This window comes from Metabacillus idriensis (genome assembly GCF_050483325.1).
In the GTDB taxonomy this organism is placed as follows: domain Bacteria; phylum Bacillota; class Bacilli; order Bacillales; family Bacillaceae; genus Bacillus_P; species Bacillus_P idriensis_A.
This window is the reverse complement of the sequence record NZ_JBCMYF010000035.1, coordinates 138,173-159,344: the sequence shown is the minus strand read 5'-3', so window position 1 is coordinate 159,344 and position 21,172 is coordinate 138,173. Positions and strand designations below refer to the sequence as shown.

Below are 21,172 nucleotides of genomic sequence, written 5' to 3'. Positions count from 1 at the left end.
GGATCATCATGGCATTTCATACCATTAAAGAAGCGTTAGACGATTTGAAACTTGGTAAAACAGTCATCGTAGTAGATGATGAAGACCGCGAAAACGAAGGAGATTTTATTTCGCTTGCTGAGTATGCAACGCCTGAAGTTATTAACTTCATGATTAAACATGGCAGAGGGCTTGTTTGTGTGCCTCTCACAGAGGAATATGCTGAAAAGTTTAATTTTCATCCTATGGTAAATGACAATACAGATCCGCATGGCACAGCCTTTACGATCAGTATTGATTACAAAACAACCAAAACGGGAATCAGTGCATCAGAACGCTCAGAAACCATTAAAGCTATATTAAAAGAAGATGCAGAGCCGCTTGATTTTAAAAGACCCGGCCATATTTTCCCTCTCATTGCAAAAGAGGGCGGAGTTTTAAGAAGAGCAGGACATACAGAGGCAGCGGTTGATCTGGCTAAACTCTGCGGAGTGAGCCCGGTCGGCGTAATTTGTGAAATTATTAAAGAAGACGGCGAAATGGCACGGGTTCCTGATTTAATTGAAATTGCCAGAGAGCTTGATTTGAAAATGATTACTATCAAGGACCTAATTCATTACCGCAATATGTCAGATGCTCTCGTGAAAAGAGAAGCGGATATAAAACTCCCGACTGAATTCGGCATGTTCAGGGCAGTCGGATATTCAAATATCCTCGACGGAAAAGAACATATTGCCCTTGTTAAGGGGGAGATTTCAGAAGATAAGCCGACTCTTGTCCGTGTTCACTCTGAATGTCTGACTGGAGATGTATTTGGGTCGAACCGGTGCGACTGCGGTCCGCAGCTGCATGCAGCGCTTGCTCAAATCGAGGAAGCCGGCAGCGGCATCCTCTTGTATATGAGACAGGAAGGCAGGGGCATCGGCCTGCTGAATAAAATGAAGGCTTATGCACTGCAGGAAGAAGGGTACGATACAGTAGAAGCCAATCACAAGCTTGGATTTGCTGATGATTTAAGAGAATATGGGATCGGGGCTCAAATCTTAAGAGATCTTGGCGTTTCAAAAATGAAGCTGCTGACAAACAATCCCAGAAAAATAGCCGGACTTGAAGGGTATGGCCTCGCAGTAGTTGACCGCGTGCCTATTCAAATGCCATCTAAGAAAGAAAATGAAGGCTACATGAAAACAAAGCATAGTAAACTTGGACACTTATTAAACTTATAATCGGAGGAACTATACATGAAAACATATGAAGGAAACTTAGTCGGATCAGGATTGAAAGTAGCGATTATCGTAGGAAGATTCAATGAGTTTATTACAAGCAAGCTATTAAGCGGAGCAGTGGATGCTTTAAAACGCCACGGAGTTGAAGATGAAAATGTAGAGCTTGCATGGGTGCCTGGAGCATTTGAACTTCCGCTCGTTGCGAAAAAAATGGCTTCTTCAAACAAATATGATGCCGTTATTACTTTAGGAACAGTCATAAGAGGTTCTACAACTCACTATGACTATGTCTGCAATGAAGCAGCTAAGGGAGTTTCCCAAGCTTCAATGTCAACAGGGGTACCGGTAATCTTCGGTGTCCTGACAACCGAATCGATCGAACAGGCAATAGAAAGAGCGGGAACAAAAGCTGGGAATAAAGGCTATGAAGCAGCGGTTTCAGCTATTGAAATGGCAAATTTAATGCGTACAATTGATTAATTTTTGGCAAAAGTGTTTAAAATGCGCGGAAAACTGTTTATAATGTTCTGAGGAGTGATTCTTCTTGAATCGAGATCAAAAAGATAAAGGAAGAAATCAAGAAAGAATTTTATTTTACATCATGATAGGCGCAAGTTTATTGTTTTTGCTTTCTCTAATCGGAAGGTTATTTCGTTAATGAGGGGTTCATATGTTAATTCGCTATAAGAAAAGCTTTGAAAAAATTGCAATGGGTCTTCTGTCTTTTATGCCAAATGAAAAAGATTTAAAACATTTGCAGCAGACGATGAAACAATATGAAGCAGATGAGAAATGGCAGCTGTTTCTTTGGAAAGATGAAGATATCATTGGAACAATCGGAGTAGTGTTTCAGGATGATGATCACGTGAAGATTCAGCATGTAAGTGTGAACCCTTCGCATCGCCATCAGGGAATCGGCAAGAAAATGGTGACGGCATTAAAAGAACAGTACAAGACAAAAACAGTTATCCCGGACGAACATACAAAAGCATTTTTTGAGAAATGCACAGATTGCGATTAAAAAACAGATGAAGCATATGCTTCATCTGTTTTTTTTCTGATTGCGGATCAGGCTGCTTTTCCTTTCCGCAATCACATCGCTCCTGTCCCGCATCGTATGCTTATGAATCAGGAATCGATCGGAGAGGTCACTAGGATTCCCCCACTGAAGCTGATGCTTTTTGCAATAATCGATGCATGTTTGAAGAAGATCGCTGTCTTCAATCGGCAGATTCACACTTTCATATGGACGTTTGTTTTCGATGTCTTTGCTTTTTTTTCTTAAAAGTTCCGCCGTTTTTTCAGGATTTAAACCAAGGGAGAGGATAGCATCTTTTTCCTGCTCCAATATGGCAAGGGCATTGGATATCATTCGGTGAGCGCCCTTCCAGTTGCATCTTCTGTGATGATACAGGCCGACCGCAATTTGGATCAGACCGACCCAGTATATCTTTCTTTGCCCGGGAGAATCCTCTTTCCAATATTCCTCAAGCACTTCATGGCATTCGAAGTAATCGCGGTCTCCGTGAAAATGAACAAGGTACTGTACATATGATTTCGGATACAAACCATCACCCCATAATCTATGTTTATGTATTGATTAGTGTAGCATAAACTCTAAGAGTTGCCTTTAATGAAACACAAAAAGTGCTCACTTTAGAGCACTTTAGGGGTAAATCTGAATCATTGTCCAGGTGCTGCAGTACGAATCCGCTTTGCATGCGCTGGCCAAAGCACTGCCGCTTTTCTTAATACAACCAAGCAGCTCCAACAATAATCAGTAAAATAAACAACACAACGATTAATGCAAAGCCTGAACCGTACCCTTTATCTCCCATTTTCTTGTTCCTCCTTAAGTATCTTGCATTTACATAGGTATCTTATGTGGGTGGTCCTGTGTTTGTTTGGGCGATTAACACAAATTTCTGGACTTTTTTTGAACCTGAGGACTCCTCTTCTGTGAAAATAAGTGTTGTTGATTGGAAGCAGAATGTTCTATACTATAGGGTAGCCGACATGAATGGTACAGAATGAAGTGGTGGGATGAAGTTGCAGTACAAAGTGAAAATTGACGCATTTGAAGGGCCGCTCGATCTTCTATTGCATTTAATCAATACGCTCGAGATTGATATATACGATATACCCGTAGCTGAAATTACAGAGCAGTATATGCTTTATATACATACGATGAAAGAACTGGAGCTTGATGTAGCTTCAGAATATTTAGTGATGGCGGCAACTCTGCTTTCCATCAAAAGCGGAATGCTCCTTCCAAAGCATGAGGAAGAGCTGGTGGAGGATGAATTTGGGTTTGAACCTGAGGAAGATCCGCGGGACGAACTGATGAGAAGACTGATTGAATACAGAAAGTACAAAGAGGCTGCAGTTGATCTGAGACATTTGGAAGAAGAACGATCTCAAGTTTATACCAAACCCCCGAGTGATTTAAGTGAGTTTGCGGGTGAGCCTGTATTTGATAAAGAATCTATGAATGTATCAATCTACGATATGCTCGGTGCCTTCCAGAAGATGATGCGAAGAAAGAAGCTTCAGAAACCATTGCAGACAAGAGTTGCACGCCAGGAAATACCGATCGAAAAGAGAATGGATGAAATCCTTATGGAGTTGAAGCAAAATCCAAGACGGCGAAAATTCACTGAGCTTTTTCCGTCCGATCAAAAGGATCACCTGGTTGTCACATTTCTTGCCATCTTAGAATTGATGAAAAAAAACACCATCATGATTGAACAAGAAGAAAATTTTTCTGATATTTATATTCTGGGGAGGTCTTAAAACCTTGGAAAAATGGAAATCCATCATTGAAGCTCTTCTATTTGCTGCAGGGGATGAAGGGCTGTCAATGAAACAGCTGGCGTCCGTTCTTGAAACAAAAGAGGAAACGATATCTGAAGTCGTACTGGAACTTCAGAATGATTACAAGAAAAAACAGCGCGGCATCGAATTGATTGAAGTGGCCGGAGTCTTTCAATTAACGACGAAAAAAAAGCATGCTGCCTTTTTGAAAAAATTGGTTGAAACACCTAATCACACCGCGTTATCTCAGGCAGCTCTTGAAATTCTGGCGATTGTCGCTTACCGTCAGCCTATAACAAGAACTGAAATTGAAGATATCCGCGGCGTGAAATCAGAGCGTCCGCTGCAGACTCTGACTTCTAAAGTGCTTGTGAAAGAAGTGGGACGGGCTGAAGGAACAGGAAGAGCTATTTTATACGGCACGACGAAAGAATTCCTTGAATACTTCGGATTAAAAACGATAAAAGAACTTCCGCCGCTTCCTGAAAAAGATGATGATGACTCCTTTAACGAAGAAGCGGATCTCTTTTTTGAAAACTTTAATCAAACTTTTGAAGAAATCAAATAATTTACACAATTGCTTTATGACCTATGATAAAATAGAGGAGAACGGAACAAAGGAATATCTTTGTTCCTTTTTTTGAATGAAAAACGCATAGGGGTGCAAATCAGGTGATTATAAAAAATGGCAGAGGGTATGAATTAGTAAAAGAGATGCCGAATACATCCGAAGATTTTTTTAACCGCTCTGAAATCACAATTGTGTCAAAGAAGATGGAGAAAACGTTTTATGTTTTGTATGTGAGGTATTTCGAAGACAAATTCAGAGAACAAAATCCTTTTCTATTTGAAGGGTCAGACCTGAGCATTAAAGACATAATGGCACTGATATGCATCATTCAAAACGAAGCGCTTTTAGAGCGCAAAAGACTCTACCTGAACACAGAAGAAGAATTTCTCATGTATCTTCAGGGAATTGATCTTCGTGCAGCTATTGAGTTGATTCCGGAAATAAACCGAAATCAGTCAATGAAATGGTCAGATGCAGTTCAAAAGCTAAAAACACCCATACATAAAAAATAGCTTTAGAAATTGAAAGGATGTGTTTGAATGGGGAATATGATCGTAAAAGCACAAACAGAACAAGTTGAAGTATTTTTAGGCAGCGTCGTAAAAGAACTGAATACGTTTTTAAATCATGCAACGATTTCATCATTTTTGAATGAAACAGCAGGGGATGAAGCGTATTATGAGGATCTTTTCCGTAATTTAAGAAGACTTTCTGTTTATTGCGAAGAGGGACTTGAAGCATGCCACATTGTTCTTCAAAATGAACCTTTCAGGAAGCCGGCAGCTGAAAAAGCTCTTTATAAAATTTATCATCAGTGCATTGAAGAATTTTACAATCCGAAAAATGATGTCTGGTATGAAGACAGCAGATCAGCTTATACCGGCAAAAATGCCATCAAATACCGCCACCCGGCTCCAGATTCACTCAAGGTCATGATTGCCTCTCTAGAAAGCGGTTTTCAGGAAATCCGCGAGGAACTTGAGTACTATGAAACAGATTATCGTACGAAAATGATCCAGTCTAAATAATTAAAAATGGCAGCTGTTCTGTTCCTTGCAGAGCGGCTGTTTTTTTTGTCTTTCTGCTGATCCATCCCTGTTTCCCCTACCGGTTTTCAAATTTAGCGTTCATAACCTTTGTCCATCCGCATAAACTTGTACAAAACAATAAAAGGACGTGGGTGTTATGCGGCAATGGAAACAGATAGCAGCGATCGTACTCATCTTCTTCTTGCTGATTGCTGGCCTGCCTCGCCATTCTTCTGCTGAAATGGGCGTAAGTGCAAGAAGTGCGATATTAATTGAACAGGAATCCGGCAGAGTCCTGTTTGAGAAAGACGCCCATGCAAAAAGAAGAATTGCCAGCATAACAAAGATTATGACAGCGATTCTTGCAATTGAATCCGGAAAAATGGACGAGAAGGCAACGGTAAGCAACCGTGCGATACATACCGAGGGTTCCGCTGTTTATTTGCAAGAAGGAGAGAAAATTAAGCTTGAAGATCTGGTATATGGACTAATGCTCCGTTCAGGGAATGATGCTGCTGTTGCCATTGCTGAACATGTGGGAGGCAGTGTTGAAGGATTTGTCCATTTAATGAACCAAAAAGCTGCTGAAATCGGCATGATGAATACGGAGTTTGCCAATCCGCACGGTTTGGATGATCACGAAAATCACTATTCGTCAGCCTTTGACATGGCAATCCTGACGAGGTATGCAATGGAAAATCAAATGTATCAAAAAATTTCCGGGACAAAGGTTCATCGTGCACCAAATCCAAATGAACAATGGGACCGTGTATGGAGAAATAAGAATAAGCTGCTGACCAGTTTATATGAGTACAGCACCGGAGGGAAAACAGGCTATACAAAAAGAGCAAAACGCACACTCGTTTCCACAGCTCAAAAAGAAGGAATGAATCTCGTCGCCGTGACGATTGATGCGTCAGATGATTGGAATGATCATATTGAAATGTTTAACATGGCGTTCAGCAAGTATGATTTATTTAAAATTAAAGAATCAGGTACGTTAAAAAAGATAGATATTAAAGATAAAATCTATAAAAATAAGCTTTTTATTAAAAGAGATGTGTATTATCCATTAACAGAAGACGAAGAAGACGATCTTAGAATTGATGTCTCCATACTGAAACCGGAAAAAAGCTGGAAAGACCCGGAGGATGTTCCGAACGTTGTCGGGAAAATGACGATTATTGTTGAAGATGAAAGAGTGGATGAAGTGCCCATTTATTATGATAATGGTTTGACAAATAAACCAAACGCCTCGCTGTGGGAGAAATTCCGCAAGCTGTTTTTCATTAGGGCAGGCTTGAGCAATCATGATTAATATCATTTGGGTTGGACTGACTGTGATCGGAATCGTCTTTGCCATGATCAATGGAACGATGGAACAAGTGAACGCTGCTGTTTTCAAAGGGGCAAAAGATGCTGTAACGATCAGCATCGGCCTGATCAGTGTCCTTGTATTCTGGCTCGGGCTGATGAAGGTTGCTGAAAAGGCAGGTTTGCTTGAAAAGCTTGGGCAGCTCTTTAAGCCGTTCGTAAAAAGACTTTTCCCGGAAATTCCTGCAGATCATCCGGCAATGGGCTACATTTTGTCAAACATGATTGCAAATCTTTTCGGACTGGGAAATGCGGCAACTCCGCTTGGCATTAAAGCAATGGAACAGATGAAAAAATTAAATGGAGACAAACCTGCGGCGAGCAGGTCCATGATTACTTTTCTTGCGGTAAACACATCAAGCATCACCTTAATTCCAACGACCGTTATTGCTGTCAGGATGACATACGGTTCGAAGTCTCCAACCGATATTGTCGGCCCTACTTTGCTTGCGACGATTATTTCAGCAATTGGCGCCATTTTGATAGACCGCTATTACTACCATAGAAGAATGAGAAGGGAGAAAAAATAGGATGGCCATGATCAGTTTAATCTCTTTATGGATGATCCCGCTGATCATCGGGTTCATTCTATTATATGGGACATTCAAAAAAGTGCCTACGTACGAAACGTTTGTTGAGGGAGGAAAAGAAGGAATTGATATTGCATTTTCAATTATTCCTTATTTAGTAGGCATGCTGGTTGCGATTACGATTTTCAGAGCTTCAGGGGCTCTTGAATTTTTTGTGGGGATGATGAAACCTGCTCTCGATGCCATAGGTGTTCCAAGCGAGATTGTTCCCCTCGCATTTATCAGGCCTATTTCAGGAACAGCAGCACTTGGTATGACTACAGATTTAATAGCAGCTTACGGGCCTGATTCGTTTATTGGGAGACTTGCGGCCGTCATGCAGGGAAGCACAGATACAACCTTGTATATTCTGACGGTCTATTTCGGGGCTGTAGGAGTTAAAAAAATGGGTGATGCGCTTAAAGTCGGTCTGCTTGCTGACCTTATGGGGATTATTGCTTCAATCCTCATAGTTATGATGCTATTTTAATTTCGCTGTTTTTACATTGAACAGCAGTACTTGAATAAAAGTTCATCCGCGGATGTCCGCTGCACTCCACTTAAGGCATATAACCAATTTTTTTGAAAGCAGCAAACTATAAGAAAAGAGCAATTAATTTAGATGACGGGACTCGAGGACGGGCGGGAGTCCTCTTTTTTGCGTGACAAAATATTTTCATCTCATTGTGGATGATTTTGTGAGATAATAGGATTTCATGCGTTTTTTAAAGGGTTCATTACATGAGAACTTGTATAAAAAAATGATAAGAAGTAAGATGTTAACGAGGTGAAAGAAATGGAACGTTTACAAAAAGTGATAGCTCATGCAGGTCTTGCATCAAGAAGGAAAGCAGAGGAGCTTATATTAGAAGGAAAGGTAACTGTCAACGGGAAAGTCGTAAGGGAGCTTGGTGTTAAAGTTTCCGGAAATGACCGTGTTGAAGTTGCAGGAGTTCCTGTTGAAAAAGAAGAGCCAGTTTATTTTATCCTTTACAAACCGCGCGGTGTAATATCTTCTGCCATTGATGATAAAGGAAGAAAAACAGTTACAGACTTTTTTCCGCAGATAAAAGAACGCATTTATCCGGTCGGACGGCTTGATTACGATACTTCCGGCATCTTAATCATGACAAACGACGGTGATTTTGCCAATCTTCTCATGCATCCAAGCAATCAGGTTGAGAAAACATATGTAGCCAAAGTGAAAGGTATACCGCTTCGTGAAAAGCTGAAGTCGTTAGAAAAGGGCATTATGCTTGAAGACGGGAAAACAGCTCCTGCCAAAGTGAAGTTTGTGTCTCTCGACAAAAAGAAGGAAACAAGCATTATTGAACTGACGATACATGAAGGCAGAAACCGTCAAGTACGCCGCATGTTCGAGGCGATTGGACATCCTGTTCTGAAACTAAAGCGCGAAACATATGCTTTCCTGGATTTAAAAGGGCTTAAAACAGGCGATGCGCGTGAATTATCTCCGCATGAAGTCAAACAGCTCAGATCACTTGCCAAGTTTGGAAAGTAAGCCCTTTAATTTTCACATAAACTTCAAATTATCAAGAAAATGTTTGAAATAAACAGTGATATAATGAGTTGAAATGTATGAGGATATGGGAGAGTTTTTTATGAAAAAAAGACGGTTGCTCATGAGAACGATCATTCTTTCAGTGCTGGTTGCTGCACTTGGATATACGTTATACACAAATTTTTTCTCTAGCAAGGAAAAAGTGAAAGTTGGAAGCGATGCCCCTGATTTTGTTTTAACAGACATTAACGGGGACAAGCATCAGCTTTCAGATTATAAGGGGAAGGGCGTTTTCCTGAACTTTTGGGGAACATGGTGCGAACCGTGCAAACGCGAAATGCCCTACATGCAAAATCAATATGATTATTATAAAGAACAGGGTGTAGAGGTGCTTGCCGTCAACATCGCTGAGTCAAAGATTGCCGTACAGAATTTTACGGATACATATGATTTATCGTTTCCTGTCGTCCTCGATAAGGACCGGCAAGTGTTAGAAGCATACGGTGTTGTCCCTCTTCCGACTACATTTCTGATAGATAAAGATGGAAAAGTAGCAGAAATAATCACGGGCCAGATGAACGAACGGATGATCAGGGATTATATGGAATCAATCAAGCCGTAAACGGGGAGTTTTCATCATGAATGAAGTGAAATGCATGTGCGGTCACAATAATCCGCACGGAACGATTCTTTGTGAATCCTGCGGACGACCTGTCGGGGAGCCGTACAGCAATAATCAGGCTGCTCCTGATCAGCTGCTGGATATGAAATATGACGGGAGTGCAAGGCGCTCACAGACATACAAGAAAACGCCAATCGATAAGATCTGGAACTTTTTCTCTTCTGTAAAGGTCGGGATATGGATTATTGTCTTGATTTTAATTGCTTCTGCAATTGGGACGATTCTCCCGCAGGTCATGTACATTCCGCCGAATGTAACGCCTGAACAGTTTTACCGCGATGAGTACGGTGTAATTGGTCAGCTCTATTACCAAATGGGGTTTCATGAACTATTCAGTTCGTGGTGGTACATGGTATTAATTGGAGCGCTGGCTGCTTCATTGGTTATTGCAAGCTTAGACCGGTTTGTTCCGCTTTACAGGGCCCTGAAAAAACAAGGTGTCACGAGGCATGAAAGCTTTATGCGAAGACAGCGGTTATTCAGCGAAACAGCTTCTGTAAATAATGCAGAAGAACAGCTTGAAGCCATGAATGACAAATTAAAGAGAAAACGCTATCATGTCCGGGAGGAAAACGGCAATCTCCTTGCTGAGAAAAATCGTTTTTCAAGATGGGGACCATATGTCAATCATATCGGTTTGATCATCTTTTTGTTTGGAGCGATGCTCAGATTTGTTCCTGGCATGTATGTGGATGATGTCATTTGGATCCGCGAAGGGGAAACGAATGTCATTCCCGGCACAGAAGGGAAATATTTTCTGAAAAGCGACAAGTTTGTAATGGAAACATACAAAAAAGACAGTGAAGATGAAGTCTTCGAGGATGCGATTACTAGAGTAGGGGACGGAAGCGTAGCTAAGAATTATCAGACGAACGTCACTTTGTATGAAAGACAGGGCGAAGCAGTTCTTGGAGAAGAGCCTGAGCTTAAAAAGATTAAAGATGAGCAAATCAAAGTGAATCAGCCGCTTAAGCATGATTCATACGCTTTGTATCAAGTTGATTTTAAATTAAATGAATTGAACAAAATGACATTTAGTTTAGTAGACAAAGAGACCGAAGAAAACTTTGGGCAGCTGACAATCGACTTGCTTGATCCTCAAAAAGAATTTGATCTGGGCAATGGCTATAAAGTAGAAGTGGCAAGCTATCTTCCTGATTTTTATTTTAACAGCGAGGGAGAACCTGCTACAAAAACGAGAATACCGGATAATCCCGCTTTTGTATTTAAAATGATGTCTCCTGATAAACCTGAAGGCGAAACAAGCTTTGTAGCCATTCAGCAGACAATTGAACCAAACGAAGACAATCAGCTGAAAATGAAGTTTGAAGGCGTTGATACAAAGAATCTCTCAGCTCTTACTGTGCGCAAAGACAATACTCTTTGGTTTCTTGGACTTGGCGGAGCGATTTTCATGATCGGTGTCACCCAGGGCATGTATTGGAATCATCGCCGCATCTGGATCAGACGAAGCGGAGATGGGATTCTTCTTGCAGCGCATACAAATAAGAACTGGTACGGAATTAAAAATGAGATTGATACGGTGCTTGAGGGCACGCAAATTGAAAAGCTGAAGGATCAGTCAGACGAGAAATAAGACAGATCATAGAGGAGGAAAAGGTGTGGCGGCTCTAAGCAGTAATTTGCTATTTGCAGCATTCATTTTATATCTGGCTGCGACATTTCTTTTTGGCGGAGCCATCCGTGATAAGAGAAAAGAATACAAAAAGCCGAGCAAATGGGCGTCTGCGGGTATTGCGATTACAATTCTTGCTTTTGCAGCACAAGCTGGCTATTTCATTACGAGATGGATCGCATCCGGTCATGCACCGGTAAGCAATCTGTTTGAATTTACAACATTCTTTGGCATGATGCTGGTACTTGCATTTATAGTACTCTACTTTATTTATAAAGTGTCTATTTTAGGACTTTTCACTCTGCCGGTTGCCTTGCTGCTTATCGCTTATGCAAGCATGTTTCCGTCAGACATCTCACCGCTTATTCCTGCGCTTCAAAGCAGCTGGCTTCACATTCATGTGACAACAGCCGCTCTGGGACAGGCAATTCTTGCCATCAGCTTTATAGCAGGTGTCATTTATTTGATCCGGACAGTGGATCAGTCGAAAAATTCCAAGAAAACATTCTGGCTTGAAGTGGTTATGTATACACTTGTAGCAACGATAGCATTCATTGCCATTACAAGCACGTTCAGAATGATGGATTATGAAGCCATATATAAATGGACAGATAAAAATGATCAGAATGCTGAAATGATCTATAATCTGCCTGCTCTTATTGGGCCGCATAAAGGCGAGCTTCTGACAGAAGGGAAGATGGAAGCTTTAATTGAAGTTCCCGCACTTATTTCTGCCAGAAAGCTGAATACCGTCATCTGGTCTATTGCTGCCGGCTTATTACTATACGGAGCGATCCGATTAATTCTTAGAAAGCGTATTTCAGCTTTTCTTCAGCCTCTCACAAAAAATGTGAATCTTGACTTGGTAGATGAAATCGGATATCGCTCAGTGACAATCGGGTTTCCGGTCTTCACACTGGGAGCGCTCATTTTTGCAATGATCTGGGCACAAATTGCCTGGACACGCTTTTGGGGCTGGGACCCAAAAGAAGTATGGGCATTAATTACATGGCTCTTCTATGCAGCCTACCTGCATTTGCGCCTGTCAAAAGGATGGCAGGGAGAAAAGTCAGCATGGCTTGCTGTTATTGGGTTTGCCATCATCATGTTTAACTTGATTTTCGTCAATTTGGTCATCGCCGGCCTGCATTCTTACGCATAGTCAGAACTTGCTTTACTTGCTGAAGAGCCTTCACTCATATAAAGTGAAGGTTTTTTGGTAAGATAATGCTATAGGAGTTTTTTAAGGAGGAGAAGCAAAATGGATAACAACATGAACTATAAAATTCTGGTCGTAGATGATGAAGACAGAATCAGAAGACTTTTGAAGATGTACTTAGAAAGAGAAAACTATCAAATTGAAGAGGCTGACAACGGAAGTGATGCTCTTGAAATGGCTCTTTCTGCAGAATACGACTTAATCCTGCTTGACTTAATGATGCCGGGACTTGATGGGATTGAAGTGTGCAGACAGCTGCGCCTGAAAAAAGCGACTCCGATCATTATGCTTACTGCAAAAGGGGAAGAAGTGAACAGAGTACAGGGATTTGAAGTTGGAACAGACGACTACATCGTCAAGCCTTTCAGTCCGAGAGAAGTTGTTTTAAGAGTTAAAGCTCTGTTGAGACGCTCATCGACAACATCATTCCTGAAAACAGAAACAAAAGCCAAGAATGTGATAGTCTTCCCGCATCTTTCCATCGATCACGATGCACACCGTGTACTTGCAGACGGCAAAGAGGTCAGTTTAACGCCAAAAGAATATGAGCTGCTCTATTTTCTCGCAAAAACGCCTGATAAAGTTTACGACCGCGAGAAATTGTTAAAAGAAGTATGGCAATACGAGTTCTTTGGGGATCTGAGAACGGTTGATACTCATGTCAAACGGCTGAGAGAAAAACTCAGCAAGGTTTCACCTGATGCAGCTACCATGATTGTCACGGTATGGGGAGTTGGATACAAATTTGAGGTAGGCAGTGAATGATGTTTTGGAAAAGCGTAGTCGGTAAACTTTGGTTTACCATTTTATTGCTCGTTTCATTTGTTTTATTAATTCTGACTGTGCTTCTTCTCGAATTCATTGAAAATTATCATGTCGATGAGGCCGAACGGGAGCTTACACAATTGGCCAATAAAATCTCGGTTATTCTTGAAAATCATGAAGATCAGGAACTCGCGCGTTCCATTTCATGGGAACTGGCTGATGAACTTACGAGCATCATCATTGTTGAAGATCAGGATAAATACTGGTTTTCGCCGAAGAAATTCGAGAGCACACCCGTTTTTGACATGCAGGATATTCGGAAAGACCCCGAGCTTTCAAAAGTCTTTACAGATCAAAAAAATGTCAGCAAGCTCACGGAACTCTCCAAAGAACAGCAAATCAGTTCTGACAACAAGGATGAAGTGCTGCTTGTTGGCGTGCCGTATGAACTGAAAAATGGGGAAAACGAAAACGGGGCAGTGTTTATGTCGCAGTCACTGCTTGCTGTTCACGAAACAACAAAGCATACAACAAAATATATTCTGCTTGCTGCAGGTATTGCAATTGTATTGACGACGATATTCGCATTCTTTTTATCAACTAGAATTACCTATCCGCTCAGAAGAATGAGAGAAGCAACGCAAGAGCTTACACGCGGAAAGTTCGATACGAAGGTGCCGATTTTAAGTCACGATGAAATTGGCGAGCTTGCCATCGCGTTTAATCAGATGGGCAGGCAGCTGAAATTCAACATTAATGCACTGAACCAGGAAAAAGAACATTTAACAAGCATATTAAGCAGTATGGCAGACGGTGTCATCACGCTAAATATTGATGGGACGATACTGGTGACGAATCCTCCTGCTGAACGTTTTCTTCAGTCATGGTATTATGAACAAAAAATGCAAATTAATGCTGGGGAGGAAATCCCTCCAGAAGCAAAAGAATTATTTCAAAGGGTCGTTCATACAGAGAGAGAACATATTGTAGAAGTCAATCTGCAGGGCAGGAGCTGGGTGATGGTCATGAGCCCGCTATATAACCAGTCTTATGTGCGGGGAGCGGTGGCTGTTCTGAGGGATATGACTGAAGAAAGAAGACTCGATAAGCTCCGAAAAGATTTTATTGCCAATGTCAGTCATGAACTGAGAACTCCGATTGCCATGCTGCAGGGATACAGTGAAGCGATAGTCGATGACATTGCAAGCTCTGAGGAAGAGAAAAAAGAGATTGCTCAGGTCATTTATGATGAATCACTGCGCATGGGAAGACTTGTTAACGATTTGCTTGATCTTGCCAGAATGGAAGCAGGGCACATCACTCTTAATTTGGAGCGAATCTTCATTCATGATTTTATTGAGAAAATCAGCCGGAAATTCCAGGGACTTGCAAGAGACAAAAAAATTACGTTAACCTCCTCTTTTTCAATAGATGATCCTGAATTTGTCCTTGATCCGGATAAGATTGAACAGGTTTTGACGAACCTTGTTGATAATGCGATCAGGCATACCCTTGAAGGGGGATCTGTTGAGATTCATGTTCAAACCGTTGCAGGCGGCATGAAAATTGATGTGAAAGATACAGGAACGGGAATTGTAGAAGAGGATCTGCCTTTTGTCTTTGAACGTTTTTATAAAGCGGATAAGGCAAGAACGAGAGGACGTTCCGGCACTGGGCTTGGCCTTGCGATTGCAAAAAACATCGTAGATGCCCATGCAGGCACAATCAATGTTCACAGCAAGGTCAATGAAGGGACGGCGTTCACCTTCTATTTGCCTCGAAAAAACGATGTTTCTGATAGAACATGACGAAAATTCTTGTTTCATAAGAAACACCGAATGAAATTTCTGTTGAAGACCACAGTCGTTTTATGTAAAATAAGACTGAATTTATAAAATCATATACGTTGAAATATAGGTGCTTTACGCTTAATAGGGAATCAGGTGAAATGCCTGAACTGTCCCCGCAACTGTAATTGCCGACGAAACTTTGGCTAAACCACTGTATAATCAGATGGCTGTATTGCTGTTTATTATATGGGAAGGTTCAAGTGGAGGATGACGCAAGAGTCAGTAGACCTGCCTATATCTCTTACATTGTTTGTATACTCCGGGGGCCAGAGCATAGAAACGGCAGGATTTATGGTTCTTTGCATACAATCTGATTTTATTTATGCCGTTTTAAAGCCCGTCTGAGGAGATGGGCTTTTTCTTATGTCCCTTGATATTAATATCAAAGTTAACAGCCCTGAGACCTCCGTGTCCTGGCATATCAGGGCGTATCTCCATTCCTTAAGTGCTTCATGATCCACTAAATAGATCCATACAGACGAAGGAGAGATTATGTATGAAAAAATTAATAAGTTTACTGTCCGTTTTCCTTTTAGCGCTTCTTGCAGCTTGCGGAAATACGGCTGAGGAACCGAAGGAAGAAGCTCCAAAATCAGAACAGGCTGCTGATGAAGCAGAAGAGATGAAAGCTGCTGTTACACTTACTAAAAATGAAATGGCGGAGAAAGTCGATTCTAAAGAAGTGGCTTTTGAAGAAGGCCAGACACTGATGGATGCAATGAAAGCGAATTTTGAAGTGAAAGAAGCAGGCGGATTTATCAGCGGTATTGATGGAATCATGGCAAGCGAAGCGGATAAAACTTACTGGCATTTAATTGTTAATGGAGAAGACGCAATGACGGGAGCTAATGAAATCGAGCTGAAAGATGGAGATAAAGTTGAGTTCGATTTAAGAAAATATGAGTAATCCGAGAGATCGCTATGACAACTAGAAGAATCAGTCTGCTGTCACTGCTGATCGCATTATCAGTTGTTGGAAGAATGGCTTTTCAATTTGTGCCGAACATTCAGCCGATGACTGCCATTATTCTCATCACTTCTATATTAATCGGCCCTGTAAATGGCATGATTGTAGCCGTTTTAGGATGCTTCCTGAGCAATTTGCTGCTCGGGATGGGGACGTGGACAATCTGGCAAATGCTCGCATGGGGCATTCTTGCCTTGTTAACAGGAATTTTAGGCAAACATGTAAAATCAAATCGTCTGATCATCTTTACGCCCATTTCTGTATTAGCAGGATACGTATTCGGATTTGTTGTTTCCCTGAATATGTTTGTCTTGACTGACCATGGATTCGCCTATTACCTTGCCGGGCTGCCTTTTGATACCGCACATGCAATCGGAAACGGCATATTCTTTCTTTTGCTTTATCCTGTCATGAGAAAAACGTTTGAGTATTACTTGAATAAGAAGGATTATGGCGTAACAATGCAATAAGAAAGATGGTAAAATAAAAGAGCGATTCGTTTCGCTCTTTTTACTTTAAACCCTAAAGGAGCTGCTGAAAAATGAATTTATATACAAGAACAGGCGACAAAGGGAAAACCAGTATTATTGGCGGCCGTGTCGATAAAGATGATTTAAGAGTAGAAGCATACGGCACGATTGATGAAGTCAATTCATTTGTCGGTCTTGCCATGCCGTTTCTTCATGAAGATAAACTGACAGATCTGTATCATGAATTTGAAAAAATTCAGCATGAGCTCTTTGACTGCGGAAGTGATCTTGCGGTCATACATGGCAAACAAAAGCACCCGTACAAAACAACAGCTGAGATGATTGCATTCTTAGAAGAAAGAATCGATCAGTATTCTGCTGAAGCTCCTCCTCTTCAGCGCTTTATTCTTCCAGGGGGCACACAGGCGGCATCAGCCATACATATTGCAAGAACTGTAGCAAGAAGAGCTGAACGCTGCATTGTTTCCCTGCAGAAGCAAACAGAGATCAATGAGCATGTATTAAAATATATGAATAGATTGTCAGATTACTTTTTTGCTGCAGCAAGAGTCGCAAATGCAAGACTCGGCTCTAAAGATGTGGAATACGAAAGAAGCGCAATCGTATTTACAAAGCCGAAACAGTCATAAAATAGTTGGAAATGGAGGAAGGGAGCACCTTCCTTTTTATTTTGATCAGATATATAGTGAGTAATATGTAACTTTTTATAGAAGAAAATCGACTAATGGTGTGATCGGGGGTTCATTCATGGAAGAGGCCTTTCAGAGGATCTATGAAAAGTATCATGGAGATATTTTTCAATTCTTATTTTATATGGTGAAAAATCGTGAGCAGGCTGAAGACCTCGTTCAGGAAGTATATATACGCATATTAAAATCCTATGACAGCTTCGAAGGAAGAAGCAGTGAAAAAACGTGGATTTTTTCGATAGCCAGGCATGTGGCCATCGACTTTTTCAGAAAGCAAAAAACCTTGAAGCAAAGAATTCTGGAAACATTTGATTGGGACCGGCAGCAAATACAGGATGTGCAGCCAATGCCTGAGGAAATTGCCGCTCAAAATGAAGAATTGCAGGGGATTTACCGTTCACTGGGCAGCTGCACAGTTGATCAGCGCTCTGTCATCATTCTGCGTTATTTGCAAGGGCTGTCCATTGCAGAAACCGCTGCTGCACTTGGTTTTACTGAGAGTAAAGTGAAAACCACCCAGCACAGGGCTTTAAAAGCATTGAAAAAGCATTTGGATGACCATAATGTGAGGGAGGAGGGGATTTTAAAAGGATGAACAAATCAAATTGGAATGAAGATCAAATTGCCGAAGCCTTAAGAAAGCTGCCGGCGATTGAAGATAAACGGACTTCTGCTGAAATTTATGCCCGGCTGCCGAAAAAAGAATATAAACACAGGAAGCCTTGGGTAACACCTGCTTTCGCGAGTATTGCCGCCCTTTTTATTCTATTATTAATATCGCCTTTTTTCATGAATCAATTGGGCATAAATCAAAGCAGCAGCAAATCAGAATCAAGCATGGATAAAGCAAGTTCAGACCAGGTACAGCCATTCTCAGAGAATGCTGAATCAAAAAAAGAGGCGGAACTGACAGCCGGTTCTGACAAAAGCACATTTGTTGCCCGTTCTGAAGACGGCTATTCCATTGTCACAGCTGCTTATCCGGATAAGCAGGTGCAAAATATGATCCCTCTCAGCTTTCAAATGGAGAAAAGTGAAGATTATCTGGCCATGTTTCAGTCGGTTCTTTCAGATTTTGATCCATCACCGGCAGGGCTAAGTCCTTCTTCTTTATCAGGATTGAAGCTTACTTATGCAGAAGGGATTCCATCTAAGCTATTAATAGAAGTAAACGATAGTCCTTTCGCTGAATCCTCATCAGAAACGGACAATAAACTTTTCACAGAAGGCATTGAAGAGTCCTTCCGCTGGCAGGGCATCAAAGAGGCAGAGTACTTTAAAAACAGTGAGAAGGGAATTGAATTAGGTGCATATGGTTTCCAGGAAGGCATGAAACTTGGCACTCTTAAAAGAAAAGCGTATTTCCTTTACCAGGAGAGCATTGAAGCGCCAAAACTTCTCGCCCCATCCCTGCTCCCATTTGAAAAACTTTCTGAGGCATTGTCCGCAATGAAGGGAAATGGAACACTCGGCCTTAAACCTGTCATTGAACAAACAGTTGACATCAAAGACATTGAAGAAACAAATAAAGATGTGACCATAGAATTTTCGTCTGAATCAACGATTGATGATAATGAAACAGATACTTTAATGCTTGAAGCCATCTTAATGACGGCTAAAGAGTTTGGATATGAAAGTGTAAAGTTCGAAGGATTGAATGTAGACAGAGTCGGAGAAATGGATTTGACAGAGGCAGTGCCTGTGCCTTTTTCACCAAATCCTGTCGATTTAAACGAATAGAGGAGAATTTTGACCGCTGCAGGAGTGATTGCTGCGGTTTTTTTTGTTAGGAAATAAAGAATTATATTGCCTTCCGCTGCAATCCACTGAAGTTTTTAACTTATAGTCTAAACCAGCTTAAAGAGCCTTTCGCAGATAAAAAAATGCGAACTAAAAGAACCCTGCATTGCCTGCGAAAATAAAGGGATGTACAGGAATGGCCGGCTTAAACCATGCGATCCCCTCTAAATCTTTATGTATGAATTGGAAATCACTGCATAATACTAGTATTGGTCAATTTTTGACAAACAAGAGCCTAGGGGGAAGTTATGTTAGATTTGTTAAGAAGATTATCAATCGCATTAATAGTCGGTGTATGCATTGTCCTTTTATTCGTAAGCGGCACGCAGGCAAAGGCTGAAGAATTAAATTGGTCCAGCCCCTTAAAGGGGACAATTACTGATACGTTTGGAACAAGAGGCGGAAAACATAAAGGGATTGATATCGCAGCTCCTGATGGAACCGTTATTCAATCTGTGCAAGAAGGTATTGTGACGAAATCTTATTATTCCGATACATATGGACATGTGGTATTTATTCAGCACCCGGAAGGCTATGAAACGGTCTATGCTCATTTAAGCAAAAGGTCAGTTCCAGAAGGTTCCAAAGTGAAGAAAGGACATGAAATAGGCGTTATTGGAAATACAGGCGCATCAAGAGGAACACATCTTCATTTTGAGATACATAAAGGAAAGTGGAGCTTCGATAAGAAAAATGCCGTTAATCCATTTCTGATGGTGGCTGCAAGCAAAATTGAAACCGTGCCGGTCCTCACGATGCCTGCAGCGGCTGCTGTGCAAAATCCAGCTTCTATTACTGTGAAAAAAGGGGACACGCTGTGGGGGCTCGGAAAGACATACGGTCTTACCGTTGAAGCCATAAAAGAGCTGAACGGACTGTCGTCAAACACTTTGGCAATCGGCCAAAAGTTAATTGTTAATGAAAAGCCGGATATTAAAACGTATACGGTGAAAAAGGGAGATACGCTATTCTCTATTGCAGATGAGTTTCAAGTTACTGTTCTTCAGCTGAAAAAAGAAAATCGTTTAAAAACGGAAGCGATTTTCCCCTATCAGAATTTGAAAATCTCTAATCTTTCCAGTTCTTCAGAATAAACAGAAAATGCATTGTCACACTGCCCAAAAAAAGTTATAATGGACAAAACTTACGGGGGGCAGACGATGCGGACAGACTATCACAATCATTTAGAACGAGGCAGCCTGACACTTGATTATTTGAAGCAATTCACAGATGAGGCTGCAAAAAAAGGCATTCAGCACTTTGGAATCTCAGAGCATGCCTATCACTTCTATCAGACAAAAGATATACTGAGCAATCCGTGGGTAGAAGAAAGACGATACTATGATATGAAAGACTATGTTGCACTTTTTAAAGAGGCATGGAATCAAGGAATTGATGTGAAAATGTCTATCGAAATGGATTATACACCAGGGAAGCATGCTGAAATGAAAACCTTCATTGATACATATGATTTTGATTATGTGATCGGTTCCATCCACTGGGTTGATGACTTTGGCATTGATTTAAAAGAGTTTCTTCACGAATGGGACAGGCGCGATGTAAATGAAGTGTATGAAAAATATTTCGATCAGGTTGTAACACTTGCTCAGTCAAATTTATTTGATATAGTAGGACACCTAGATTTAGTGAAGATTTTTAAGTATGTGCCAAGTGATGAAGAATTTTTGCTGAAGCAGTATGATAGAGCGACAGATGCCCTTGCCGCATCGAAAACCTGTGTTGAGATCAGCACGGCCGGCTTAAGAAAGCCTGTAGGTCAGCTGTATCCGGATGAAAGACTTCTATCTCTTTGTTTTCAGAAAAACATACCGATTGTCCTCTCTTCTGATGCACATGTACCTGGTGACGTTGGGGCGGACTATGATCAGGCGATCGCCCTTGCAAAAAAAGTCGGTTATTCTTCATTGATGACGTTCCAAAAAGGAGAGCGAAAAGAAGTGCCTCTTAAATAGTTGTATTATTAAATGTC

General features: G+C 41.1%; 25 protein-coding genes and 1 riboswitch. Of the genes, 23 read left to right on the top strand and 2 right to left on the bottom strand.

Annotated elements, in window-relative coordinates; translation table 11 throughout:
• Positions 1-8 precede the first annotated feature (8 nt).
• The 3 genes from ABEQ24_RS21170 to ABEQ24_RS21160 all read left to right on the top strand — a co-directional run bounded on the left by ABEQ24_RS21170 (position 9) and on the right by ABEQ24_RS21160 (position 2,226).
• Positions 9-1,205, top strand: coding sequence for a bifunctional 3,4-dihydroxy-2-butanone-4-phosphate synthase/GTP cyclohydrolase II (locus ABEQ24_RS21170; protein ID WP_430008630.1), 1,197 nt, complete (start codon positions 9-11; stop codon positions 1,203-1,205).
• 15 nt (positions 1,206-1,220) lie between these two features.
• Positions 1,221-1,685, top strand: a complete 465-nt coding sequence (ribH, locus tag ABEQ24_RS21165; protein WP_430008629.1) for a 6,7-dimethyl-8-ribityllumazine synthase — start codon at positions 1,221-1,223, stop codon at positions 1,683-1,685.
• Positions 1,686-1,875: 190 nt separating this feature from the next.
• Positions 1,876-2,226: a GNAT family N-acetyltransferase gene (locus tag ABEQ24_RS21160; RefSeq protein ID WP_430008628.1), complete on the top strand. Its 351-nt coding sequence runs from the start codon at positions 1,876-1,878 to the stop codon at positions 2,224-2,226.
• A gap of 21 nt (positions 2,227-2,247) precedes the next feature.
• Here ABEQ24_RS21160 and ABEQ24_RS21155 read toward each other — a convergent pair whose 3' ends face one another.
• Both ABEQ24_RS21155 and ABEQ24_RS21150 read right to left on the bottom strand, forming a co-directional pair.
• Positions 2,248-2,772: a DUF309 domain-containing protein gene (locus ABEQ24_RS21155; RefSeq protein WP_430008627.1), complete on the bottom strand. Its 525-nt coding sequence runs from the start codon at positions 2,770-2,772 to the stop codon at positions 2,248-2,250.
• Positions 2,773-2,953: 181 nt separating this feature from the next.
• Positions 2,954-3,043: a YjcZ family sporulation protein gene (locus ABEQ24_RS21150; protein ID WP_070877596.1), complete on the bottom strand. Its 90-nt coding sequence runs from the start codon at positions 3,041-3,043 to the stop codon at positions 2,954-2,956.
• Between the two features lie 205 nt (positions 3,044-3,248).
• Between ABEQ24_RS21150 and ABEQ24_RS21145 the strand changes: the two genes are divergently transcribed.
• From ABEQ24_RS21145 to ABEQ24_RS21050, 20 genes are all read left to right on the top strand, one after another.
• Positions 3,249-3,998: a segregation/condensation protein A gene (locus ABEQ24_RS21145; protein WP_430008626.1), complete on the top strand. Its 750-nt coding sequence runs from the start codon at positions 3,249-3,251 to the stop codon at positions 3,996-3,998.
• A gap of 4 nt (positions 3,999-4,002) precedes the next feature.
• A complete protein-coding gene (gene scpB, locus ABEQ24_RS21140) occupies positions 4,003-4,587 on the top strand; it encodes an SMC-Scp complex subunit ScpB (protein ID WP_430008625.1) in 585 nt (194 codons plus the stop codon).
• Positions 4,588-4,691: 104 nt separating this feature from the next.
• Entirely contained in the window at positions 4,692-5,102 is a 411-nt protein-coding gene (locus ABEQ24_RS21135; RefSeq protein WP_430008624.1) for a hypothetical protein, read from the top strand.
• Positions 5,103-5,129: 27 nt separating this feature from the next.
• Entirely contained in the window at positions 5,130-5,618 is a 489-nt protein-coding gene (locus tag ABEQ24_RS21130) for a YpuI family protein (protein WP_430008623.1), read from the top strand.
• Between the two features lie 157 nt (positions 5,619-5,775).
• Positions 5,776-6,936, top strand: a complete 1,161-nt coding sequence (locus ABEQ24_RS21125; protein WP_430008622.1) for a serine hydrolase — start codon at positions 5,776-5,778, stop codon at positions 6,934-6,936.
• Positions 6,929-7,522, top strand: a complete 594-nt coding sequence (locus ABEQ24_RS21120) for a nucleoside recognition domain-containing protein (protein WP_430008621.1) — start codon at positions 6,929-6,931, stop codon at positions 7,520-7,522. Before ABEQ24_RS21125 ends, ABEQ24_RS21120 begins: the two co-directional genes overlap by 8 nt.
• A 1-nt stretch (position 7,523) precedes the next feature.
• A complete protein-coding gene (locus ABEQ24_RS21115) occupies positions 7,524-8,051 on the top strand; it encodes a spore maturation protein (protein WP_430008620.1) in 528 nt (175 codons plus the stop codon).
• A 306-nt stretch (positions 8,052-8,357) separates the two neighbouring features.
• Positions 8,358-9,083, top strand: coding sequence for a 23S rRNA pseudouridine(2605) synthase RluB (rluB, locus tag ABEQ24_RS21110; RefSeq protein ID WP_070877588.1), 726 nt, complete (start codon positions 8,358-8,360; stop codon positions 9,081-9,083).
• Positions 9,084-9,183: 100 nt separating this feature from the next.
• Entirely contained in the window at positions 9,184-9,705 is a 522-nt protein-coding gene (resA, locus tag ABEQ24_RS21105) for a thiol-disulfide oxidoreductase ResA (RefSeq protein ID WP_430008619.1), read from the top strand.
• A gap of 16 nt (positions 9,706-9,721) precedes the next feature.
• Positions 9,722-11,362, top strand: a complete 1,641-nt coding sequence (locus ABEQ24_RS21100) for a cytochrome c biogenesis protein ResB (RefSeq protein WP_430008618.1) — start codon at positions 9,722-9,724, stop codon at positions 11,360-11,362.
• Positions 11,363-11,387: 25 nt separating this feature from the next.
• Positions 11,388-12,563: a c-type cytochrome biogenesis protein CcsB gene (gene ccsB / locus ABEQ24_RS21095; RefSeq protein ID WP_430008617.1), complete on the top strand. Its 1,176-nt coding sequence runs from the start codon at positions 11,388-11,390 to the stop codon at positions 12,561-12,563.
• A 99-nt stretch (positions 12,564-12,662) separates the two neighbouring features.
• Positions 12,663-13,385, top strand: a complete 723-nt coding sequence (locus ABEQ24_RS21090) for a response regulator transcription factor (RefSeq protein WP_430008616.1) — start codon at positions 12,663-12,665, stop codon at positions 13,383-13,385.
• Complete coding sequence (locus tag ABEQ24_RS21085; RefSeq protein WP_430008615.1) at positions 13,382-15,193, top strand: ATP-binding protein; 1,812 nt, start codon at positions 13,382-13,384, stop codon at positions 15,191-15,193. Before ABEQ24_RS21090 ends, ABEQ24_RS21085 begins: the two co-directional genes overlap by 4 nt.
• Before the next feature lie 90 nt (positions 15,194-15,283).
• A riboswitch (cobalamin riboswitch) is annotated at positions 15,284-15,485 on the top strand.
• Positions 15,486-15,731: 246 nt separating this feature from the next.
• Complete coding sequence (locus tag ABEQ24_RS21080; RefSeq protein WP_430008614.1) at positions 15,732-16,142, top strand: DUF4430 domain-containing protein; 411 nt, start codon at positions 15,732-15,734, stop codon at positions 16,140-16,142.
• Between the two features lie 14 nt (positions 16,143-16,156).
• The gene (locus ABEQ24_RS21075) at positions 16,157-16,672 is read left to right on the top strand and encodes an ECF transporter S component (protein WP_430008613.1); all 516 of its coding nucleotides are present in this window, start codon (positions 16,157-16,159) and stop codon (positions 16,670-16,672) included.
• Between the two features lie 71 nt (positions 16,673-16,743).
• Positions 16,744-17,322 carry a cob(I)yrinic acid a,c-diamide adenosyltransferase gene (locus tag ABEQ24_RS21070; RefSeq protein WP_430008612.1) on the top strand — a complete coding sequence of 193 codons (579 nt, stop codon included), beginning with the start codon at positions 16,744-16,746 and terminating at the stop codon, positions 17,320-17,322.
• 118 nt (positions 17,323-17,440) lie between these two features.
• Positions 17,441-17,977, top strand: a complete 537-nt coding sequence (gene sigX, locus ABEQ24_RS21065) for an RNA polymerase sigma factor SigX (RefSeq protein WP_430008611.1) — start codon at positions 17,441-17,443, stop codon at positions 17,975-17,977.
• Positions 17,974-19,122, top strand: a complete 1,149-nt coding sequence (locus ABEQ24_RS21060; RefSeq protein ID WP_430008610.1) for a GerMN domain-containing protein — start codon at positions 17,974-17,976, stop codon at positions 19,120-19,122. Before sigX ends, ABEQ24_RS21060 begins: the two co-directional genes overlap by 4 nt.
• 308 nt (positions 19,123-19,430) lie before the next feature.
• Positions 19,431-20,276 carry a peptidoglycan DD-metalloendopeptidase family protein gene (locus ABEQ24_RS21055; RefSeq protein WP_430008609.1) on the top strand — a complete coding sequence of 282 codons (846 nt, stop codon included), beginning with the start codon at positions 19,431-19,433 and terminating at the stop codon, positions 20,274-20,276.
• Positions 20,277-20,342: 66 nt separating this feature from the next.
• Complete coding sequence (locus tag ABEQ24_RS21050; protein WP_430008608.1) at positions 20,343-21,155, top strand: histidinol-phosphatase; 813 nt, start codon at positions 20,343-20,345, stop codon at positions 21,153-21,155.
• Positions 21,156-21,172: the final 17 nt, after the last annotated feature.